The organism is Cupriavidus sp. 01T418, assembly GCF_056398885.1.
In genome coordinates this window covers 17,130-38,072 of the sequence record NZ_JBFTQG010000042.1, presented here as the reverse complement: position 1 = coordinate 38,072, position 20,943 = coordinate 17,130, and the positions used below count along the sequence as shown (strand labels likewise).

General features: G+C 58.9%; 19 protein-coding genes and 3 pseudogenes. 14 read left to right on the top strand and 8 right to left on the bottom strand.

The window, feature by feature from the left end:
• The first annotated feature begins 7 nt into the window (after positions 1–7).
• From AC1DQ3_RS28550 to AC1DQ3_RS28540, 3 genes are all read left to right on the top strand, one after another.
• Complete coding sequence (locus AC1DQ3_RS28550) at positions 8–559, top strand: flavin reductase family protein (RefSeq protein ID WP_477123510.1); 552 nt, start codon at positions 8–10, stop codon at positions 557–559.
• Positions 560–692: 133 nt separating this feature from the next.
• Positions 693–893 (top strand): hypothetical protein, encoded by a 201-nt coding sequence (locus AC1DQ3_RS28545; protein ID WP_477123509.1) that lies wholly within the window; start codon positions 693–695, stop codon positions 891–893.
• A complete protein-coding gene (locus AC1DQ3_RS28540) occupies positions 859–1,821 on the top strand; it encodes a porin (protein WP_477123508.1) in 963 nt (320 codons plus the stop codon). The genes AC1DQ3_RS28545 and AC1DQ3_RS28540 overlap by 35 nt, the downstream gene beginning before the upstream one ends.
• Before the next feature lie 33 nt (positions 1,822–1,854).
• Here the strand turns inward: AC1DQ3_RS28540 and AC1DQ3_RS28535 are convergent, their stop codons facing one another.
• The 4 genes and pseudogenes from AC1DQ3_RS28535 to AC1DQ3_RS28520 form a co-directional block, all read right to left on the bottom strand.
• On the bottom strand, positions 1,855–2,520 hold the full coding sequence (locus tag AC1DQ3_RS28535; protein WP_477123507.1) for a GntR family transcriptional regulator: 666 nt from the start codon (positions 2,518–2,520) through the stop codon (positions 1,855–1,857).
• 15 nt (positions 2,521–2,535) lie between these two features.
• The gene (locus tag AC1DQ3_RS28530; RefSeq protein ID WP_477123506.1) at positions 2,536–2,877 is read right to left on the bottom strand and encodes a hypothetical protein; all 342 of its coding nucleotides are present in this window, start codon (positions 2,875–2,877) and stop codon (positions 2,536–2,538) included.
• Positions 2,878–2,976: 99 nt separating this feature from the next.
• Positions 2,977–3,624 (bottom strand): hypothetical protein, encoded by a 648-nt coding sequence (locus tag AC1DQ3_RS28525; RefSeq protein ID WP_477123505.1) that lies wholly within the window; start codon positions 3,622–3,624, stop codon positions 2,977–2,979.
• Positions 3,625–4,016: 392 nt separating this feature from the next.
• Positions 4,017–5,580 (bottom strand): annotated as a pseudogene (locus tag AC1DQ3_RS28520) (IS3 family transposase).
• Positions 5,581–5,774: 194 nt separating this feature from the next.
• On the opposite strand from AC1DQ3_RS28520, the gene AC1DQ3_RS28515 reads away from it, so the two are divergent.
• A complete protein-coding gene (locus AC1DQ3_RS28515; RefSeq protein ID WP_477123504.1) occupies positions 5,775–6,557 on the top strand; it encodes a helix-turn-helix domain-containing protein in 783 nt (260 codons plus the stop codon).
• A 48-nt stretch (positions 6,558–6,605) separates the two neighbouring features.
• Here the strand turns inward: AC1DQ3_RS28515 and AC1DQ3_RS28510 are convergent, their stop codons facing one another.
• Positions 6,606–7,163, bottom strand: a complete 558-nt coding sequence (locus tag AC1DQ3_RS28510) for a carboxymuconolactone decarboxylase family protein (protein WP_477123503.1) — start codon at positions 7,161–7,163, stop codon at positions 6,606–6,608.
• Positions 7,164–7,305: 142 nt separating this feature from the next.
• Here AC1DQ3_RS28510 and AC1DQ3_RS28505 point away from each other — a divergent pair, with 142 nt between their 5' ends.
• From AC1DQ3_RS28505 to AC1DQ3_RS28470, 8 genes are all read left to right on the top strand, one after another.
• Positions 7,306–8,631, top strand: a complete 1,326-nt coding sequence (locus AC1DQ3_RS28505; protein WP_477123502.1) for a Rieske 2Fe-2S domain-containing protein — start codon at positions 7,306–7,308, stop codon at positions 8,629–8,631.
• Positions 8,632–8,658: 27 nt separating this feature from the next.
• Positions 8,659–9,648, top strand: a complete 990-nt coding sequence (locus AC1DQ3_RS28500) for a Bug family tripartite tricarboxylate transporter substrate binding protein (RefSeq protein WP_477123501.1) — start codon at positions 8,659–8,661, stop codon at positions 9,646–9,648.
• 11 nt (positions 9,649–9,659) lie between these two features.
• Entirely contained in the window at positions 9,660–10,493 is an 834-nt protein-coding gene (locus tag AC1DQ3_RS28495) for a cupin domain-containing protein (protein ID WP_477123500.1), read from the top strand.
• 14 nt (positions 10,494–10,507) lie between these two features.
• Positions 10,508–11,413 (top strand): VOC family protein, encoded by a 906-nt coding sequence (locus AC1DQ3_RS28490; protein ID WP_477123499.1) that lies wholly within the window; start codon positions 10,508–10,510, stop codon positions 11,411–11,413.
• Complete coding sequence (locus AC1DQ3_RS28485) at positions 11,410–12,183, top strand: HpcH/HpaI aldolase family protein (protein WP_477123498.1); 774 nt, start codon at positions 11,410–11,412, stop codon at positions 12,181–12,183. The genes AC1DQ3_RS28490 and AC1DQ3_RS28485 overlap by 4 nt, the downstream gene beginning before the upstream one ends.
• On the top strand, positions 12,180–13,163 hold the full coding sequence (locus AC1DQ3_RS28480) for a fumarylacetoacetate hydrolase family protein (RefSeq protein WP_477123497.1): 984 nt from the start codon (positions 12,180–12,182) through the stop codon (positions 13,161–13,163). The genes AC1DQ3_RS28485 and AC1DQ3_RS28480 overlap by 4 nt, the downstream gene beginning before the upstream one ends.
• Before the next feature lie 164 nt (positions 13,164–13,327).
• Positions 13,328–14,296, top strand: a complete 969-nt coding sequence (locus tag AC1DQ3_RS28475) for a PDR/VanB family oxidoreductase (RefSeq protein ID WP_477123496.1) — start codon at positions 13,328–13,330, stop codon at positions 14,294–14,296.
• 175 nt (positions 14,297–14,471) lie between these two features.
• Positions 14,472–15,542 carry a porin gene (locus tag AC1DQ3_RS28470; protein WP_477123495.1) on the top strand — a complete coding sequence of 357 codons (1,071 nt, stop codon included), beginning with the start codon at positions 14,472–14,474 and terminating at the stop codon, positions 15,540–15,542.
• A 21-nt stretch (positions 15,543–15,563) separates the two neighbouring features.
• On the opposite strand, the pseudogene tnpC reads toward AC1DQ3_RS28470, so the two are convergent.
• A pseudogene (gene tnpC / locus AC1DQ3_RS28465) lies at positions 15,564–16,148 on the bottom strand (IS66 family transposase); the annotation flags it as partial.
• A 57-nt stretch (positions 16,149–16,205) separates the two neighbouring features.
• Positions 16,206–16,739 carry a recombinase family protein gene (locus AC1DQ3_RS28460; protein WP_477123494.1) on the bottom strand — a complete coding sequence of 178 codons (534 nt, stop codon included), beginning with the start codon at positions 16,737–16,739 and terminating at the stop codon, positions 16,206–16,208.
• A gap of 1,333 nt (positions 16,740–18,072) precedes the next feature.
• On the opposite strand from AC1DQ3_RS28460, the pseudogene AC1DQ3_RS28455 reads away from it, so the two are divergent.
• Positions 18,073–18,420: pseudogene (locus AC1DQ3_RS28455) on the top strand (IS5/IS1182 family transposase); the annotation flags it as partial.
• Here AC1DQ3_RS28455 and AC1DQ3_RS28450 read toward each other — a convergent pair.
• Positions 18,348–18,542: a Mu transposase C-terminal domain-containing protein gene (locus AC1DQ3_RS28450; RefSeq protein WP_477123493.1), complete on the bottom strand. Its 195-nt coding sequence runs from the start codon at positions 18,540–18,542 to the stop codon at positions 18,348–18,350. The pseudogene AC1DQ3_RS28455 and the gene AC1DQ3_RS28450 overlap by 73 nt on opposite strands.
• Positions 18,543–19,915: 1,373 nt before the next feature.
• On the opposite strand from AC1DQ3_RS28450, the gene AC1DQ3_RS28445 reads away from it, so the two are divergent.
• A complete protein-coding gene (locus tag AC1DQ3_RS28445; protein WP_477123492.1) occupies positions 19,916–20,701 on the top strand; it encodes a hypothetical protein in 786 nt (261 codons plus the stop codon).
• The last annotated feature ends 242 nt before the right edge of the window (positions 20,702–20,943 follow it).

Genomic DNA, 20,943 nt, shown 5'->3' with positions numbered 1-20,943 from the left:
AATCGTCATGAGCATCGACGCGATCCAGTTCAAGGCGGCCATGCGCTGCCTCGCGGGGCATGTTTGCCTGATCACCACACTCTCGCCCGACGGCGCGCGGGCGGGCCTGACCGCCACGGCGGTCTGCTCGGTATCGGCCGATCCGCCCACGCTGCTCGCCTGCGTCAATCGCAACAGCGCCTCGTTCCGCGCCATCCAGGCGTCGCGCATCTTCGCGGTGAACGTGCTGGCGCTGGAGAGCCGCCACCTCGCCAACCGCTTCGCCAGCCCGATGGCGGCAGAGCAGAAATTCGCGGACGGCGAGTGGGTGCGGGCAATCACCGGCGCGCCGGTGCTGCGGGACGCGCTGGTCAGCTTCGACTGCCGCGTGGCCAGCGCCGTGGACGTCGGCACCCACGGCATCCTGTTGGGCGCCATCGAAGCCGCAAGGCCGCGCGGCGACCGCAGCCGGCCGCTGCTGTATGCGCATGGCAGCTACGGCGAATTCTCGTCGACCGAAGCTGCCGCGGTCCAGGAACTGTTGTGGATTCCGTCATGGGATCCCGAGCCGGCCGGCTAGCCCCTGTCCGCCCATATTCTCCGCGCGCCTCCCTGCCGCGCGGAAGCAACAACTACAACAACGACGACGACATATGGTCTATCAAAGGGCTACGCTGACACCGGCACTTCGCCGCTTGTCATTCGGCATCGCATTGATTGCCGCCACCACGCAAACGCACGCGCAAGGCAGCACCACCATCGGCGGCCTGCTCGATGAGGGGGTCGCGCTTTATCGGGACAACGGCGGGCATTCCCAGGTCCGCATGGAGGATTCCGCCATTTATCCATCAAAGCTCTACTTGCGCGGCACGGAAGACCTTGGGCTGCGGCCTGCAGGCATCGTTCAGCCTTGATTCGACGATTTCGCTCGGTACGGGATCGCTCGATCTCCAGTCGCGCGGGGCTCTGTTCGAGAATTCGGCCTGGGTCGGCTTGCGCAAGGTCGGGCTCGGCGGCTTCCGCCTTGGGCAGCAGAACGATTTCGCGTTCGACTACTTCCTGATCGGCGCCATCGACCCCGCGACCGGTATCGCGGGCGGCATGCTCAACTTTTGCACGGGTAGCTTCGGCGCAGACCTGCTCGGGCTGAAGGGGCCGGCGGAAATCGGCGCAGGCATTTCCGGTTCGCCGTATGCACCGATCACGAACGCCAATAGCGTGCCTACCGGCTTGTCGGCCATCAATTGGGATCGCGTCGGTGGCAAGCGGATGTCCAACGCAATCAAGCTGACCAGTGACGAGATTTCTGGGTTCTCCGCCGGGCTGATGTACAGCTTCGGCGAAGTGGCGGGAGACGTCCCGAACAACTCGGGCAAGAGCGCGGCGGTCGGATATCACCGGGGAGAAACGCGTACGGCGGTGGTCTACCCCGAGCAGAACTTCGGCGCGGTCCAGGGCGGGCACAGCGGCATCGCCAACCTCCTCGCCGGCGCCCGTACGAAGGTGTATGGCTTTGACATCTCCGGCATGTACAGCCAGGCGCGCAACACCTTCACGGGCGCAAAGATCTACGCTCTCGCTGCGGGCTTGAGTTATGAGCTGACACCGGACCTGATCCTCGGTGGCGCCTATACCTACGAGAATGGCAACGCGCAACTGAGGAACGTGGTCATCAACCAAGGCGCACTCCAATTGACGTACACCTTCTCCAAACGCACCGCCGTCTATCTGGTCGGAGTTTATCAACGCACCAACGGCGCCTACGCGGCAGAAATCGGCAACATCCTCGCCAGCGGCAAAATCCGGTCTGTGGCGCAGGTCGGCATGATGCACCGTTTCTGACAAGGAGAACGAGGGGCACGCAAGCGCCCTGCCCTATACGCCCCGTGCCGCCAGGATCTGCATCAGACCGGCGGCCACCATCTGCCGACCTTCATCATAGGCTTCCAGCAGCATTTCCCGGTTCTTGGTACTTAGCGCTTTTACCAGTTTCTGCTCGACGTTCGCCTTCAGATGCTGGTCGCGCAGGGTAATGTCGGCGGCCAGCGCACGATAGCGGTCGGTCAGCCTCATTAGCCGCAACGCCTCCCGCTTGAGGATCTTGTTTGGCGACAGGTCGAACACCGCGTCATGAAACGCGCGATGGCGTTCAATCCACTCGGCTCGATTGCCGGCCGCGAGCAGTTCGTCCAACTCGGCCAGCATCGCCTTAAACTGCTTGAGCTGCGCGGATGCCGGCCACTCGACGGACGAGAGCAACTCCGCTTCCAGCAGATGCCGTATCCGGTAAAGCTGACGGGCTTCATCGGTGGAAAGCGGCGCGACGAAGAAGCCGCGGTTGGGATCGTGCTCGATAATGCTCTCCGCCGCCAGCAGCTTGAGGGCTTCACGCACAGGTACGCGGCTGATGCCGAAGCGATCGGCAAGGTCGGATTGCCTTAGCTGCAACCCGGGCGGCAACTGTCCGCGATTGATCAGCTTGCGGATTTCCTGGGCTATCTGGGCAGGAATGTCGATGCCTTGTAGTTCTGCAGTTGCCACGGTTTTACTTTGGTATTAAAGGTAATATGCAATATTGCATGCAATAATACCCCCAATCGACCTCGGCGAGAAGTAATGCAGGCTGCCCGTAGTGCCCGCACAGCATCGGGCGGAAGAATACATGCCCGGATTGCGGTCGTGCTCCCGCACGATGAAGGCGTTACCGCAACACTGCCAGCCGGCAAGGATCGCACCGGTGCTGAAGTTGCGATCGGCGATCCACAACTGGGCCTGCTCGGCCGACTCGAGCAGGGTTTCCATGATGGCCCGCTCTTGGGCATGCACATCTTTCACAGGGCACCAGACCAAGATCATCGCCGTATCCGGGTCATAAACCGCCAATGAATGCACTGTCAAGGCCGCGCCTCGAAACCCACACAATGGGCCCCAGGCGCCGCACGCTGCCTTGCACCAGGCGTAGAAGAGAGCGTGCAAAAATTGGGGAGGCCGATTTCGTTAGGCGCCCTGGCTTGCGGCGAGGACGTCACGGTTAATTCTGTTCGTTGGCCGATGCCGGTCTGGCGATGCATGTCCGACGCATTGGCTGTGACGGGAGGCGGAGATCTCGAGTGCGGAGATGCGGTCGGGTGAGAGTTCCCCGTTCAAAACCGCGACCCTGACCTGCACCATGCAGTGCGCCCCTCGCGCCGTCGCGGAAGGCAACTTGCACGCAAAATTGATATCGTCGCCGCCATCACAGATGACCGTTACCGGGACCTGCGGGCCGATCCCCACGGACTGCAAGAACGCCTGTTGACGCAATCCTTGCGTGGGGTCGTGCCCGACCGCATAGGCATGCGCATGGGTGTGAGGCGTTTTAGGCCAAATCAGCTTGGAAGCGACCACGGGAATCCATCGCGTTCCGTCGATCTGCCGTGGCGCCTTGACGTAACCCGCATCAATCTGCAGCGCGACCGATGGACCGCTCAAAGGCGGACGTCGAGGTGGCGCAGTCACAGCCGCGGCCACCATCGCCGCGCACCTCGCCTCTTGCTCGATGCGTTGCCCTACATTCCCCACATTCAGCTTGACGCTCCAGCACGGAAGTTCCCGCCCGCCCGGGAATGCATCGCGCAGAAAGATCTGTGCCAATCGATATGACATCACGCTGGCGTACCGGCACTGCAGCCAAGCCCATTGGGGGTGTATGCGTTCCGACAACGCCTGTGCCAGCGGCGAAAGCGTGCACTTGGTGCCTGCGGACCAACCGCATGCACTGCAGTACGAGTAAAAACGAGGACTTCGCAGCTTCTCCTTTCCGAAAGCTGTACGATAGACTAATGACTTCGTGTCCTTGATCCCGAGTCGTCTTCCGCACGTTTGACAGCGGGACGCCGAATCGATGAATTGGTCGACCTGCTCCGTCAAGACTACCGCCTGAAGCTGTCGCACTCGTATGCTCAAACAAGTTTCTCACCCCCCAACTTTAATTCACTGACGCGGGTGTTGCATTTGGGACTTGAAACCGGCGCGCGTCAAGGCAGTTGTCGCCTCATTCATGCAGCCAAACGCTGTTTTTCGGCGCCTGGCTTGATACCGCTGGGCACGGCAACCTCGCGCTCCGGGTTGAGCGTGACCGTGCCGATTGGTGACCAGTTTCGCGTGTGGCGTGACCAGCGGCGTGGGTTGCGCTCGCGGGCCTCGGCATAGAGCGTATGACGAGCGGCGAGAATCCTATCGTCGTGCCCGGCGTGGCGCTGTGCCGGGCTCACGTAGCGGATGCCGCTGTGCCGATGCTCGTGGTTGTACCAGTGCACGAAGTGCGCCGCCCAGGCGCGCGCCTTGCTCAGATCGGCGAAGCCGCTGGACGGGAACTCCGGGCGGTACTTGGCCGTGCGAAACAGACTCTCCACAAAGGCGTTATCGTCGCTCACGCGTGGACGCGAATACGAGGGCTTGACACCCAACCAGTGCAACATCGCCAGCACCGTGGTGGCCTTGAGTGTGGCGCCGTTGTCCCCGTGCAGCACCGGCTTGGCCGCCATGGCGTGGATGCCCTCGGCCAGCGCCGTGCGCTTGACCAGATGCGCCGCGTGGTCGGCGTCGTCGCGGTCGTGGACCTCGAAGCCCACGATCTTGCGGCTGTACACGTCCAGGATCAGGTACAGATAAAACCAGCGGCCGGCGATCTCGGCAGGCAGGTACGTCATGTCCCAGCACCATAGCTGGCGCGGTACGGTAGCCACGTGCGTGGTGGGCGGGCGGCTTTGACGAGGCGCCTTGGCGCGGCCTCGATGCCGGCTCTGGCCATGCGCGCGCAGCACGCGGCCAAAGCTCGATTCGCTGGCCAGGTACACGCCTTCGTCGGCCAGCATGGGCACGATGCGCGCCGGCGGCATATCGGCGAAGCGCGGCTCGTTGGCCACGCGCAGGATCTGCTCGCACTCAGCCTCGGTGAGGGCATGAGCGGGCATTGGCCGCACCGCCTGGGGCCTGCCGTCACCCGATATGAGACCTTGGCCGTCCGTCCAACGCTGCAGCGTGCGCACGCTGATGCCAGCGGTCTCGCAGGCCGCGTGCAGCCTTGCCCCAGCAGCGTGTGCCACTTCGATGTCGCGGGCCAGAGTCTGGCGATCTTCGAGGCCGATCATTCGTCCTCGCCMTTGTTGAAGATCGCCGCGACTTTTTTTGAAAGTACCAGCAACGCAGCAGTCTCTGCCAACGCCTTCTCCTTGCGCCGCAACTCGCGTTCGAGCTCCTTGATGCGACGGCGATCATGCTGGGTCTGCTTCGGACTGGCGCGCACCTCCTCCGGTCAGCCAGCGCCTGCGTGGAGGCTTGGCGCCACTGTTCAAGCTGTTGGAGGTACACACCGTGCTCGCGACACCAAGCACTGCGCGCAGTCTCGTCCATGGCCGCCGTGGCGATTACTGCCTCCAGCCGGGCAGGCGCTGTCCATGCCCGCTCGCGAGCGGGCATGGACAGCGCATCCGCACGCCACCGCTCCAGCGTGGCCACTGCCACACCCAGTTCCCTTGAAACCACTTCTACCGCCACACTCTCCGGCGGCAACAACCGCGCTACTGCACGGTCCTTAAACACTTGTCCGTATCGAGCCACTTCCATCTCTTATCGCCCCCAAGGTTCAGATTCTATATGGGCGACATCTATTCTGACGCGGGGGGAAACCGCCAGGGTAAAATAGGGAGCAGTAAAGCTCCGCTCTTCGTCCGACACGTCAGTCGGATACGGTCTGCGGCTCTTCAGTTCACTATGGCAACAGTCGTGAAAAAAGGCGCATAACACGCTCTATTATGGAAGAAAACCAGATTCGCGCTGTCGCGCGCGCCTTGTCTGTGCTTCGATTGATGAACACCGCGCAACGTTGGACTCTGCATGAATTGCACCAAAGGCTGGCGCTCCCGAAAACCACATTGTTCCGAATCCTGTCGACCCTCCAGTCAGAGGGATATGTTCAAGCCGATATTGCCAGGGGACATTACGCGCTGACCAAGAAGGTCCGAGAATTAGGTGGCGGTTACACCGAGCAGGCTGAGGTTGTCTCTGCCGGAGCATCCATCGCCATCAGGGTGACCAGGGAAATTAAATGGCCACTCGCGATTGGTGTTAGGGATCGCACTATGCTAGTCATCGGATTCAGTACCATGCCCTACAGTCCGGTCGCCGTGCATGCTACGACCATCGGACATAGTTTGAGCCTAGAAAGTTCGGCAATGGGGCTAGCGTACCTCGCCCATTGCAGTAAGCAGGAAAGGAGCATTGTGCTGGACCTATTGCAGACCATGAACCCCATTTACGGTGGCACGACGCAGGCATTGCTCGAGTCCAAAATTGCCGAAGTGGCGGCCCAGGGATATGCCGTGCGCCAACCCAACGAGGCTAGCGATTCAGCAACATTGGCAGTACCGATCTGCCTGAGCGGCGTGGCGATCGCCGCTTTAGGTATGACCACCTTCGGTCGCCTCATGACCGGGCGCACCATAGAACAATTCCTTCCTGTTCTGCGTGAAACGGCGACCGAAATCTCGGCGAACTACAGCAACCGAAATTTCGGAGAATTTCAGCAAACGAACTGAGGCGCCACGACTTCCGTCGGCACCCACATGGCCTTTGTACGCTCAATGTCAAGACATGTCTGGCACCGGTACACGGTAAAAATCGAGCGAGAACGCGACCATCGTGTAAAGCCCGATAAGACCGACAAGATCGGAAACGCCCTGGTGGCCCAACACCTGTACGGCACGTTGATGTAACTCGTCATCTACGTTTCGTTTCTCCATCAGTCCAACCGCCAAATCATACGCGGCTTGTTCGATCTCATTGTCGAAGCGCGTAGATTGTCGCACCTTCAGCATGGCCAGTTGCTCGGACGTAAGCCCCAAGTCACTTCCTAGCCGTTCATGCCAAAACCATTCGAAAGCGGAATTCCAATAGGCCGCAACAACCAGGATGGTGATCTCCTTGACACGTCGTGTCATCGGCGCCAAATGACCTACATATTCGGCAAAGCGATTGGCGACCTCAGCAAACTCAGGGCTATGTAGCCAGATTTCCATGTTTACGGGCAAATCCTTGCGGGGGCCCGTCCGGATGCGGTTTACCAGGTCGGCTTGAGCCGGCGTCATGTCGGCTTCGGCGATCCGGTACGGACGGCCAGGGGTCTCACCGATTTTTAAGGACATTGGAAGTCTCACGAGTCTAAATAACGGTTGACAGTGTGAGGGCACGTGTGGACCTTGACCAGCACTTCGCGTCAAAATTCCGCACAGTGGAACCCATCGCGGAGTCTGAAATTCCGGCAGGCGGAAAGAGGATCCATGCCGATTGAAGTACTACAGCAATTGCCGAAAAATTGTCGTAACCGCTGAAACAGAGAGAACAGAAATGGCCATTTCCAAGGAAGACAACGACCTCCTAACTTGCACCGATAACGGCGCTCCGCTCGGGGAGATGCTTCGGCAGCATTACTGGATTCCCGTTGTTCCCTCCGCTGCACTTGAAGCCGGCGGAGCACCGCTTCGGACCAAACTGATGGGGACCCAGTATGTGACATATCGCGCAGGCAATGGGACGGTCGGCATCGTGGATGAGATGTGTCCGCATCGTGGGGCATCCATGGCTTTGGCAATGAATGAACACGATGGGTTGCGTTGCATCTTTCACGGCTGGAAGTTCAGCGTGGATGGCAACCGGCTGGTCGAAGCTCCTAACCATGGTGGTGATGAGAAGGCGTTTTGTAAATCGATCAAATCACCGTCTTATCAAGCTCGTGAAGCAGGCGGCATGGTTTGGGGTTGGTTTGGGCAGGGCGAGGCACCGGTGTTCCCGGATTTCCCGTTCACCTACCTGCCTGAGTCTCATCGCTTTGTGACTTCGACTCTGGTGCCGTCCAACTGGGCGCAAGGCGTGGAGGCCACGATGGATACCACCCATGCGGGCGCACTGCATCAGAGTTTCGTGGCACTGGTCAGCGGCAACAACGAACGGGCCAACCTCAGCAAGAGTTCCAAGCCGAGGTTCGAGTTCGAGGACAGTCCCTACGGTTTCCGCTACGCCGCAGTGCGAACCCTGCCTGACGGCAACCAGTATGCTCGTGTCAACAATTTCGTGATGCCCTGGTACGGGATCATCACCGCACCAGAGCAATATGGACCCTCGACCGTGTTTTTGTCAGTTCCGGTGGACGACAACACACACCGCGCTTGGTTCGTGCATTTCAACCTGCACGCCCCGCTGGGGATCACGCAGTTTACGATTTCTCCGGACGTCATGAACTTCCCCCCGCTTCCGCCTGGTGACGAAAATAATAATTGGGGGCAGAACCGCAGCGTGATGAAGCGCGGCTTTTTCTCTGGCTTCCCCCAGCATTTTGCAACGGAGGATTTTGCGATTTTCTTGAGCCAGGGCCCACGGCTGGATCGCACCAAGGAAAACTTGTGTTCGTCCGACATGGCGGTGGTACGTCTACGTCAGCAAATTCTCAAGTCAGTCAAGGAGTTCATGGCCGGCCAAGAGCCCCGATTGGCGCGGAATCCAGACCTTCAATACAAAAACATCGTCTCATTCGGTGGCGTGTTTCCGCAGGGTAGAAACTGGCAGTCGTTGCTAGATGACCGCAGCCTTCTAGGCATCCTAGCCAGTCAGAACTGACCCCACATTAGTCTGAGGAGACAATCAATGAAAATAATCACACGCCGCCATATTCTGCTGTCAGGACTAGCGCTCGTGATGGCGCAAGTGGCACACGCGGAGCCACTGCCGGCGGCTGACAAGAGCGTTATCCGCTTTCTTGTGGGGTTCTCAGCGGGTGGTGGCACCGATATGGTGGCTCGTCTGGTCGCGGAAAAATTGCGTGACGTGCTGGGCCAGACCGTGATTGTGGAAAACAGGGCTGGCGCAGGTGGACGAATTGCAGCAAATGCCTTGGTCTCGGCAAATCCCGACGGCGATACGTTCATGGTGGCAAATAACGCGGTTCTTACGTTCCAGACTCTGGTGTTTGGTAAGCAGATCAAGTGGAACTATAAGCATGACTTTGCACCGGTAGTTGGAATCACCTCTTACCCACTGGGATTGGCTGTTCCGAGCTCGTTAGGTATCAGAACCTTGCCTGAATTCATAAAATGGCTGAAGACGCATCCGGCGCAGGCCACGTTCGGCACCACTGGTCTAGGGGGGCAAACTCATTTCCTTGGCGAGGCTCTGGGAGAGAGCATCGGCGTTGATATGAATGCCGTGCCATACAAAGGTGCAACTGCAATGGTGACTGATCTTGTGGGGGGGCAATTACCGGCCGCCGTTGGTCTGATGGATGACATGTTGAAGTTCCACCGGGCGGGCAGCATTCGTGTGATTGGGATTTTCAGTGCCAAGCGTTCTCCTCTTATTCCGGACATCCCAACTGTCAACGAGCAAGGCTACAAGCTGATGGTCAGCGAAGGATGGCAAGGCATTTGGGCTCCGGCCAAAACACCGAGGGCAAAAATCGAACGCATGCAAAACGCTGTCAAGAAGGTGTTGGAGATGCCGGATGTACAGCAAGCGATGATGACACGCCTCAATGTACAGCCAACCTATCGCAGTGCCTCAGATGTTGCTCTCTTGTTAGAAGCAGAAATGAGGCAATGGGAGCCAATTATCAGAGCCTCTGGCTTCAAACCCGATTGAAATCTACAACCATGAACATGCAAATCCCAAACGCCAGCCTTTGCACCCCGTATGACAGCCCTGCTCACCTTACCAGTCCAGATGGCAGCGCCACGTGGCTGACACGCGGCCGTACGTTCGTGGTGGCCATTTCGAGTGTTGTTGCGAACTCTCGTCTCGATCGCAGCGACAACCCAGACGAATACATGTTGCTCGTCCCCAAAGGGGTCCAAGCCACCGTACAGGCAGGTAACGATACTGTGACTATCGATGGTGAGGGGGACGCGCTTACAATCGTACCGCCCGGGGCCAGTTGCGTGACCCTTCATGACGATGGATATGTCACGCGAATCTTCTCACACCGGGCAGTCGACTTGATGGCTGCGGCGGGCAATGCTACGGACCACCCCGCGAATGAGGCTGACGAGGCGCCACCTGCGCCTCCCGGCGGATTTCGGCTGCGGCATTACCCACTGGATCAATATAAGAAGCCAGACAGTCCGGCTCGTCCCTTTCGCTCGACCAACATGCTGATTAATGCCTTTGTGCCACGCGACTTCCGACGCGACACTCGTAAGATGACTCCACATGCGCATGATGATTTTGACCAGGCATCCCTCGCGCTGCAGGGGAACTTCATCCATCACCTGCGCTATCCCTGGACCACTGACATGACGAAATGGCGTGTTGATGGGCACCACGCGGTGAGTAGTCCATCGCTCATCGTCATTCCGGCACAGTCGCTACATACCACACAGGACGTCGGCGAGGGCTGGGTGCAATTGGTTGACATTTTTTCGCCGCCGCGCCCCGATTTTGTTGAGAAACCGGGCTGGGTTTGCAACGAAGCCGACTATCCGACATGATTTGGGGAACTGCAATGGAGGTCCAACGCGACAATGAAATTCTCCAGCTTGGCTACATGCGGCTCGGCATTAAGGATCGTGAGTGGTGGCAATCTTTTGCCGACCTGGTAGGTTTCGACACAGTGACTGATGCACCATCGGGTGAGTTGCAATTGCGCACAGATGCGGAGCGAGAGTACCGCTTCGCGCTAGTGACGTCGGGCGAGCCTGGCGTGCAAACGGTAGGCTGGGAAGCCGCAAGCGCTTCTGCGATGGAGTCAGTACGAAAACGCCTGAATGCGAATGGCGGGCACTTCATAGAGGTGTCGCGCGATGAGAAGAATGCCCGCAAGGTGGAGGACATGTTCGCGGTGCTTGGTCCCGATGGCCTGCGCATCGAAGTCTATTGGGGTCCCAACTCCGCGCTGCGCAAGCCGTTTCGCTCCCCGCTTGGCACATCCTTCGAGTCGGGTCAATACGGCAATGGCCATGTGACTATGAACGTAGCCGATGCATCGGCTACGCTGAAGTTTTACCTGGATGCCATGGGCTTCAGGCTCAGCGATGCAGCCTGGATGGAGGGACACACACGCGTTTACTTTTTGAGGTGCAATCCGCGTCATCACAGTTATGCCTTTGCCCAGATGTCGCAACACCCAACTGGCACAGTGCATGTGATGGCAGATATCGCCAGTCTGGACCATCTCGGCGTAGTGCGCGATCGATTGCTCAACGCAGGCATCACGCTCAGCCGGGATCTTGGATCGCACCCTCTTGACGGCGTAGTTTCAATCTACGTTCCCACTCCGGAGGGTTTCGACTTCGAATTGGCCTGCGGCACGCGTTTCATCAACGAATCGACCTGGGAAGCTGACAAGTTCAAGCGCGATGGTCTGGCCTGGGGGCATCGAAAGCCCATTCTTACAAAAGATCGCTCATGAGTCACGAGAGTTTTGTTCACCGTCTGAAGAATGCCGAGCGCTGCTTGTTCGGCACTTGGGTCAAGTTGCCGACGCTGGAGACCCTGGAACTGCTGGCGCGTGCCGGCTTTGACTTCGTCGCCATCGATACCGAGCACGCGCCTCTGAGCCTTGAGTCCGTGTACCGGCTGATAACCCACTCTCAAGGTCTTGGTATTTCGGCCTTGGTGCGCATCCCTGACCAGAACACCAACGACTACCAGAGGCTTCTCGACAGCGGCGCTGACGGTTTGATGGTGCCGCGTGTGCGCAATCGCGCGGAAGCCGAGAGCGCGATCGGTCGCATGGTATTCAGCCCGGTGGGACAACGAGGCCTGGGCATAACTTCGCGCGCAGGTCGCTGGGGGATGATGCCTTTGAGCGACTATTTGCGCACTGGCAGTGAGGAGGTTCTGCGCTGCGTGCAACTCGAAGACCGTCAGGTGCTTGAGGATGTCGAGGGGGTGCTTGACGTGCCTGGCCTGAACGCCGCGTTCCTAGGTATGGGCGACCTTCAGTTGACCACCGGTCTGCCGGCTAGTCATCCGGAGTTGCAGTCTCTAGTCGAGCGTTTGCTTGCGGGATGTGCTAAGCGGAGCTTGCCGTGTGGTGCCGCGGCACAGGATGCCGTAGCGGCGCTGAAGGCCGCCGAACGTGGCTTCAAGTTCGTCATGGTCAGCAATGACGCCATGATGTTTGGCAAGGCCGCATGGGCTGTTGGCCAGCAACTCAAAGCCGGAGAGACTGTATGAAGCTGGTTACATTTGAAGGCGCGGATGGTAGCCGAATTGGCGTATTGAGCTCGGATACCAAACAGGTCATTGATCTCGCCAAAGCATTTGGTCACATGTATGGCGCCTCATATACAGGCTTTTTGGACATGCTGGCTCTGATGCACGCAGGCGAGCGGGGCCTTGACATGGCGCGCAAAGTTTTCGAGCACCAGGTTGTCGAAGCCATGTATCCCGTGTCCTCGGTTCGCCTGCAAGCTCCGGTGCCAGTGCCAACGCAATTGCGAGACTTCTCGGTCTTTGAAAAGCATCTGCTGCAATGCGGAGAAACGGTATCACGTCTTAATCTGACCGGCAATTCAGGCGGCCCAAAAGCAGGTCCGTTGCCCAGAGTGTGGTACGAGCAGCCGCTGTACTACAAGGGTAATCGCTTCTCGGTGATCGGCACTGACACCGATGTTCAGTGGCCCCCTTATTCGAACCTGATGGACTATGAGCTCGAATTTGGGGTATTCATCGGCGTCTCCGGTCGCGACATCCCTCGCAGTCGGGCTTCACAGCACATTTTCGGCTACAGCATTTATAACGATTTCAGTGCACGCGACGCTCAGCTCCGGGAGATGCCCGGCCTGCTTGGGCCTGCCAAAGGGAAGGACTTCGACAAGGGCAACGCAATTGGACCATGGATCGTCACACCCGATGAATTGCCTGATCCTTACGCGCTGGAGATGGTGGTACGTGTCAATGGTGAGGAGCGTGGCAGCGGCCACTCCAGCGCTATGCAGCACCGGTTCGACGCCATGATAGAGCACGTCTCGGCCTCTGAGACGCTGCATGTCGGCGAATTCTTGGGCAGCGGCACCGTAGGTAATGGTTGTGGGCTGGAAATCGGCCGGTTTCTGGATAACGGCGATGTCGTCGAGCTGGAGGTACAAGGACTGGGTGTGTTGCGCAATCGGGTACTCCAGACTACGCCCGGAAGTTCAACCGCTCCGAATTAGAACAACCTGCTGTTCCACTCTATTTTCCACGTCTGCCAGCCGGATGAAGTCAAACGCACGTACGGGGCGAGGCAGCCACGGGCTGAAGCTCAAAGACATTCACGTTTGTCGACATCTAGTCATCATCCACTAACGGACATTGGCACCCGCCCCGGGAGACACCCATGAGCATTACTGAGACGCTGCAAGTCAGGGTCAAATCCATTATCTGGGAAGCGGAAGGCATCCTCAGCTACGAACTCTGTCCAGTGCCCCTACACAAGGAACTGCCGCCGTTCGAAGCTGGTGCAAACATCGACATGCATCTGCCCAATGGTTTGATTCGTAACTATTCCCTGTTCAATTCACCGCAGGAACGGCATCGCTACCTGATCGGCGTCAACAAGGACCCTCAGAGCCGAGGTGGCTCGCGCTACATGCATGAAGTACTGCGTCCGGGCGATACGCTGTCCATCAGTCTGCCACGCAATAACTTCCCGCTCGAGGAATCGGCGCCACTGAGCGTCTTCATTGCCGGCGGTATCGGCATCACGCCGATTCTCAGCATGATCCGCCGGTTGCGGACGCTGGGCCGGCCCTGGAAACTCTTCTATGCGGCGCGCACGCGCAAGAATGCTGCCTTCGTGGACGCTTTGCAGGCATTACGGGACGAGTCAGGCGCCAGCGTCCAGTTCAGCTTTGATCGCGAGCCAGGGGGGAGCATACTGGACATTGCTGGCATTGTCGCTGCATTGCCGGCCAGCACTCATGTTTATTGCTGCGGCCCGCTGCCCATGCTCGAAGGCTTCGAGCAAGCCACCGCCGGCCTGCCGCCGGAGCAGGTGCACAGGGAATATTTCGCCGCGCGCGAAAGTGCTGCCACCGCGGGCGGCTTTGCCGTCGAACTGGTACGCAGCGGAAAGTACATCGAGGTCGCTCCCGGACAGACCATTCTCGACTCGCTGCTCAATGTCGGCATCGAACCGCCCTATTCGTGCCAGGAAGGCGTTTGCGGTACCTGTGAAGTACGCGTACTTGAAGGCGTGCCGGACCACCGCGATCTGGTTCTCAGCGAAGCGGAAAAGGCTTCAAACCAACGCATGATGATTTGCTGCTCAGGAGCCAAGAGCAGCAAGCTAGTGTTGGATCTTTAGCCTCAACAAAAGCCACATTACCTGGACGTACAGACTCTGTAGCAGTAGACGTATTGTCGCGACATACAAGCCGCCGTGGGCCGGGACACGAGATCGGCTGCGCCCACTCACGTCTCGCGGTCCGGGAAACGGCACTCTGTATTGCTATAACAATTAACGTGGAGGAGAGGGTTCAATGAAAAACAAGCTTGCCGGTATTGGATGTGCCATCGTCAGCATGGCGGCATCGGCCCAGGCATCGGTGACCCTGTATGGGGTCGCTGATGCCAATATCGAGTACACCAATCACAACCTGGGAAGCGGTCCCAACGGACATTCGAAGGTAGCGCTGAATTCGGGAGGGCTCTCCCCGAGCCGCTGGGGCTTGCGCGGCGCCGAAGATCTCGGCGGCGGAAACAAGGCGATCTTTGCCCTGGAGAGTGGCTTCAACATCGACGCAGGCACATCCGGGCAGGGCGGCTTGCTGTTCGGACGCCAGGCATGGTTGGGGCTTGCGTCCGGCAACCATCAGGTGACGCTCGGACGACAATACACGTCGCTCTTCCTGATCATGGCGAACTACTCGCCCACGGCATATGCCACGCTGTATGAGCCAGTGACTCAAATTACCGGCGCGTCGCTGCGGGAAAACAATATGGTGAAGTACCACGGCAATTTCGGCCCGCTCACGACCGAAGCGCACTGGAGCTTCGGCGAGCAACCCGGTTCTACGCAAGGCTCCGCCGGCTATGGCGCGGGCGCTGATTACTCGTTCGGATCAGGCGGCATCGCCGTCGCTTACGACGCTGTGAACGGCCCTGCGACCGGCGGCAACTATACGCGAGCCCAGAAAGCAGCAATCGGCGTGCGTTACCAGATCACGCCGAAATTGCTCGCCCAGGCCGCCTACCGCTACGGCAAAAACGGGGCAACGGCTGCAGGCACGGTCGCACGCGACGATATCTGGTGGCTGGGCTTGAACTACCAGGCAACACAGGCACTCGTACTGACGGGGGTGCTGTATTACGACAACCTGCGGGCGCTGCGCAGTGCCACGGGTAGCAGCAATCCGAACAACCCATGGCAACTCACATTCATCGCGGACTACAACCTTTCCAAGCGCACCGACGTGTACCTCAGCACCGCTTACACGAAAAATGCCGCCCTGAATTTCGAGAACCTGAACGGTGCCATTGCTGCGTACCAAATCGCGTCCAACGAGCACAATCAGTTCGGGATGGCCGTCGGCATGCGTCATAAGTTCTGAGCGAGGAGCCAGTTTCCCACACGCTGGCGCGGGGTCTGCCGATGGCCGGTCGTCACGCACATAGGTCCATAGCCGCGCCGTCTTCGTCTTGCCATTGCCCGGCGCCAGTACCGGGATCGGCGTATCGTCGCCATGCACCTTGCTGCCACCCATCACATAGCGCTGCACGGCCGCCACCAGCGGGCCGAGCAATGCAGCGCAACCGCCGACCCAGTCGCCCAGCGTCGATTCCGGGAGATCGATCCCTTCACGTTCCCAGCGAACGCGCTGACGATACAGCGGTTGGTGGTCGCAGAACTTCGAGACCAGTACATTGGCCAGCAGTCCCGGGCCGGGGATGCCACGATCGATGGGCCGGCTGGGCGCGGGAGCTTGCACGATGCGATCACAACCGGTGCAGGCGAGCTTCACACGCCGATGTCGGATGACTCGCAGTCGGGCAGGGACGAGTTCGAGTTGTTCGCAGACATCCTCACCAAGTACTTCGAAGGCGCCACCACATGGGCAGCACGTCGTCTCTGCCGGCGTGTGAACGATGTCCTCGCGTTCCAGGTGTGCCGGAAGCGGGTTGCGTCCACTGTTGCCATTGCCACCGCGCGAGCGAGGCACGCTGACTGCGGCGACAACCATCTAGGTATCATGAGCCAAAAGCAAAGAAGCCGGCTACATAGGCGGCTTCTTTGCTTTTGGCCTTGGGAACTGGGGCAGGCACTTTCGAGTTTTTCCGACCGCGGTTCGGACCACACCAGTTTCAAAGTTGGTACCTGTTCCGCTCCGATTCTCCGTATTTGGGGGTCTCCGCGTCGCGAGCTGCTTTTGAACCGCATTAAATACGGCCTTATCCAAAATCGGCGGAACTTTGGTTGTAATCCATGCGGACTGGGGATGGGGAGATTTTGTCTGTGAACTTCTTCGGAAAGTGACTAGTTTCCCGACGCAGACTGAATTTTTAAGGACATTCTCCACGTGGCGAATGGTCCATTTGGCGCTACGACGCAAGATTCCCTGTTCATTTAATTCCTCCGCAATTTCCTTCGCCCCCATTACTATCCCATTCTTTCCAAACTGAGCGAGTTCAAAAACTCTGCGCACAATTGGGGCCTCGTCTTCATCGACAACAAGAATTTTCTTTACTCCGGTGCGCGCTGGAATATTGGTCGCTTCGATTTTGTATCCGTACGCCGGTATCGAGCCCATGCGCAGTACCACCCCCAGCCTTGCCCGGCGCCATCTCGGCGCATGATCAGCGATTTCGGCAACGTGATCACTCGTTTCGGGATCGTGATCACCGATTTCGGCGTCACCGCCAAAGTGATCACGTTCAGCCGAAACCGGCGATCACCTTCCGGCCGAAACAGGTGATCACGTTGCGCCGAAATCGCTGATCACGGGCCCCGAAATACGCAGTCTGCTTGACGACCGGTCGATACACGAACATATAAGACGAGTTTCATTTCGTTCTCCAAAAAGGACGCGGCATATCGCTCAGGGTCACTTGGACGTAACTTTCCGGTCGCCCTTGAAACGTAGTCGATTCGTGAGCTGCTGGGGCGGCCGGCCGATCAAGAAAAAATTCGACGTTTAGAGATACGCTTCCTTGAATATTTTCGGAAAGAAGGCGGGTACTGGAATACTCACTAGACGCAAGACGATTCGCGCCCTCGATACGACAAAGTAATTGTTTGCCGGCGGGGCATATTGACTTCATCAGTGCATCAGTGCATCAGTGCATCAGTGCATCAGTGCATCAGTGCATCAGTGCGGGTTCTAGTCCTGCGGCAGCAGCATCAAATCAAGAGGCTACGCGCGTTGAGCGCACAAGCCCTTGTCCATCGGCGAAGCAACTGTGCAGTCGCAGCTCACTGGCCGGTCCGAACGGCAGCCCACCAGCAGCAGCAGCGGGACACGCCTTTTTGCAGCCTAGGCCGGGCTAGCCAACATGGGACACAAGCGCGATCGCGCCTTCATATTATTGGCCTTCGGGTGAAGACACTTGGGCCACACTTTCAGCTTGGATCGGAGTATTTCCATTTGAGCGGATCGGCCAGCGTACTGACCGATGTCGCGCATGAGTTTTTTGTCGAGGTCCCTTGGTGCTGGTGAACTCGTTCATGGAGTTGACGCTCCGACCTGCCCGCGGCGCACTCCTAAAGTGACGATACATCCATGATTACAACGCAAACATCGGCAGCATCTGCGTTGTAGGCGCATGATATGTAACCTTCATATACAATGCGCCTGCGTGAGCGAGCTGCACCGCTAGTCACTTTAGGCCAGCGCATTCCACTACGAACGCGCCTTCTTGTCGGCGCTGGCCAAAGCACAATTACCTCCCAGTGCCCAGCCACCACGTCCTGGGCTGGCGTGGGAACGGGTGGACTTCGAGCGGCGCACGGTGCGGCTTGTGATGACGAAGAACGGCGAGGGGAGAGGCGTCCCTGTGTCGTCGCGGGCCGAGGCGGTTCTACGCGCCCGTAAGGGGGACAACGACGCCGGCCCCGTGTTCGTCGGTGTCACGGCGAGCATGGATGTACCGGCGGAGATCGCACGGCGCGAAGCGCGACTGAAAGCGTTGGCCGAAGCGAAGGCGAAGATCGAGGCGCGGGCGCAGGAACGGTTCGAGCAAGAGCAACAGGAGTATGAAGCCAAGGTGGCGCGTCGCGAGGCGCAGCGCAAAGACGGCAAGAAGCCGCGGGGCAAGGACCCGAAGCCGCCGCAAGGCGGTGCCAAGGAACGCGACCAGATCAACGTGACGGACGAAGAGTCGCGCATCATGCCGGTGTCCAGCGGCGGCTTCGAGCAAGGCTACAACGCGCAGGCGGCGGTGGATGTCGAGACGATGTTGATCGTGGGCACGACAGTGACCCAGCAAAGCAACTCTTCCGGGTGAAACCGTGTAATGACCTTCTGCTTGGTTGCCCGCCACGCAGTAAAGATTGGGTGCCAGTATCGAATGTAGAATAGCGTGAGGCCATCCGCCTGGACCGTTCGATCGGTCATCGGCAGGAACTGGCAACTTCGGTGGCGTCACGCCGCCAAGAGTGGCCCACATGGAGTAGGGAGTGGCTCCGCGCAACCCCCGGTGCGCATTATGGTGATAGCGCTGCGCAATCTCCAGGACCAGCCACCGCTCGAACTCTCGGATAGTCAGGGATGCCTCTCGTTCAGGCGCCCTAGCCTTGCGGCCCTTTGGAGAGGATCCAGTCGACCCCGGCAAGCTGTGGACGCGCTCCATGAGGGTCCGGTTCAATCGCTCGATATGTCCGCCAAAGTATGGGCGTCCGGCGGGACGATACATCAACTCCACCCCGTACTGGCTACACCCGGAACGCAGCGCCCTGCTCTTGAACTCGGCCGCATTGTCGAGGTGAAGAACCTTCGGGATGCCGTGCATCGGCCATTCGGCACTGACCTCGAGGCTGGCGAGCCAGCTTACCTTGGCGAGCACGACGCGCGTCAACAGGAGAGCGACTGTGGCCGCACTCGGGCGGTCCATCCCCACATACACTCCCACGACACATCGTGTGGCAACGTCAACAGCGAGGCTAAGCCATGGCCTACCTATGGGACGCCGATATAACTCATCCACCAAGATCACATCGGCCAGCGTGTGATCGACCTGAACGATGTCCATCGGGTAACGCGCCACGAGACTGCCAGGCGGAATTGCTGCCGCCGGTAACGCCGCCTGCAGAACCTCTTCCTTCCGATGAGCGGCCCAGCGCCGTGAAATGGTTGACCTGGCTGGTGCGGTGATGCCGGCATCTGCACAACGTTTGCGGATTTCAATGGTCAGCTCAAACAGCGGATGCGCCAGATAACGCTGCTGCGGCAGCCATGTGGTTAGTACATCGTTCACGATGTTCTCGACTTGCGCCGGCAGTCGCCCCTTTCCGGGTCTCGGACCGCGGTCATACGGGCTGAGCGCGCTCGCGACTGGATCAGCAAGAAACCGTTGCCGAAGACGATAGACCGTGGACCGATGCATTCCGAGCAATTTGCCAGCGTACTCTGCTTGCTTGCGCGAGAGCGGTCCCCTTCCAAGAGGACGCAGGACTCGCGCAATGGCAAGTTCACGCTCCGTAGGCTCAGTCATGGATGTACGCAGAACACTAACCTTCAACGCTCGCACACCTAAAGTTGTGACTCTGGTCAATCGACACCGAGACTCGAGAAGTCCCATCAAATCAGGGCGCTGCTAGGCTCTACCTCGCTAGGTGTGTTGCCTTTCCCACGGAAAGTTGTGTTCCGGGGAAGCGATTTCACCTAATGTTGTGTCTAGTTGGAGCGGGATGGAGGACCGTAGAGTGCACGCTAGATTACGTCTGCGAGCCCGAACCGTTGCTGCTGATGCGTCAGACGTCGAGATCAACTTGGCGACATGGCCCGCGGTCGACGACCAAGCCTTGCCCGAGGCTCAGCGTGCCAACTTCCGCGCACGCGTTTGCGCGGTGCGGCTCTATTTGGATGGCGCTAGTGGCAGGGACATAAGGACCAATGCGGGAATTGGCCGCGGCCAGGTGTACCGCCTGATCACTGAGCGTTGCCTTGCACCGCATCCTGACGGACAAATCTACGGCTGGCGCGGATTGTTGCCGCACGCACGCATCCGGCCTTACACGCGTACTGCTCCAATTGCAGTGAATCCCTGGGGCGGCGGTGCAGCCGGAGCGCTTCAAGCCGTGTTCCGAAGCGCTGCAGGTCAAGGCCTGGAAGCTGAGTTTCGCCAGCAGATCCTTGGTCATCGAAAGACGCTCGAGTCGACCCGACAACCTCGGGCAGTGCTCTACCGCTGGTTTCTTAACGCGTTGCGGGAAAGAGGCTTCGAGCAGCGCGGTGAATGGCCGTTCAACGTTGCGAAGCAAGGTTACAAGGCCATATGCCATTTCATCGCCGACGTCATTGCGGCCGCGCCGCTACGGACCCGTAGCGCATTACTTGGAGGCCCGGAGGCCCAGCGCAAGACACGCACAGGCGATGGGACACGCCGTCCAGCATTGCGGCTGTTCGAGCGAGTTGAATGCGATGCGCACAAGCTCGACGCGCGGATACGTGCCACGAGGACCAGTGCTTCCGATCCCCTCGTCTGTCACGAGGAGTCCGAATTCGCGCGTGTAGAATTCGACCATCGTTCTCAGGTCTCGGACGTAAATTCCTAAATGGGTAAAGCGCATTGAATCTTGTTTGAACATTTCTCCTCCGGAGAGAGTGATATGAGGAACAGAGTGCAGCGCACTGTAGAACAGTTTCCTTTCGTCCGACGCACGGATGCAGCGCGAATTGATAACCACACTTCGCAACAGCATCTATGCGACGCGGCCGCGTACGCCTGCACCAATTTTATGGAAATTTCCGCCGTTGCAAACACTGTGCACTCAGTGCACTGTTGACGGCGTTTGTG

Coding starts and splice junctions, on each gene's coding strand:
- AC1DQ3_RS28550 (WP_477123510.1), top strand. CDS start 8: ATGAGCATCGACGCGATCCAGTTCAAGGCGGCCATGCGCTGCCTCGCG.
- AC1DQ3_RS28525 (WP_477123505.1), bottom strand. CDS start 3,624: ATGTCATATCGATTGGCACAGATCTTTCTGCGCGATGCATTCCCGGGC.
- AC1DQ3_RS28515 (WP_477123504.1), top strand. CDS start 5,775: ATGGAAGAAAACCAGATTCGCGCTGTCGCGCGCGCCTTGTCTGTGCTT.
- AC1DQ3_RS28510 (WP_477123503.1), bottom strand. CDS start 7,163: ATGTCCTTAAAAATCGGTGAGACCCCTGGCCGTCCGTACCGGATCGCC.
- AC1DQ3_RS28500 (WP_477123501.1), top strand. CDS start 8,659: ATGAAAATAATCACACGCCGCCATATTCTGCTGTCAGGACTAGCGCTC.
- AC1DQ3_RS28495 (WP_477123500.1), top strand. CDS start 9,660: ATGAACATGCAAATCCCAAACGCCAGCCTTTGCACCCCGTATGACAGC.
- AC1DQ3_RS28490 (WP_477123499.1), top strand. CDS start 10,508: ATGGAGGTCCAACGCGACAATGAAATTCTCCAGCTTGGCTACATGCGG.
- AC1DQ3_RS28485 (WP_477123498.1), top strand. CDS start 11,410: ATGAGTCACGAGAGTTTTGTTCACCGTCTGAAGAATGCCGAGCGCTGC.
- AC1DQ3_RS28480 (WP_477123497.1), top strand. CDS start 12,180: ATGAAGCTGGTTACATTTGAAGGCGCGGATGGTAGCCGAATTGGCGTA.
- AC1DQ3_RS28475 (WP_477123496.1), top strand. CDS start 13,328: ATGAGCATTACTGAGACGCTGCAAGTCAGGGTCAAATCCATTATCTGG.
- AC1DQ3_RS28470 (WP_477123495.1), top strand. CDS start 14,472: ATGAAAAACAAGCTTGCCGGTATTGGATGTGCCATCGTCAGCATGGCG.
- AC1DQ3_RS28460 (WP_477123494.1), bottom strand. CDS start 16,739: ATGGGCTCGATACCGGCGTACGGATACAAAATCGAAGCGACCAATATT.
- AC1DQ3_RS28450 (WP_477123493.1), bottom strand. CDS start 18,542: ATGACCGATCGAACGGTCCAGGCGGATGGCCTCACGCTATTCTACATT.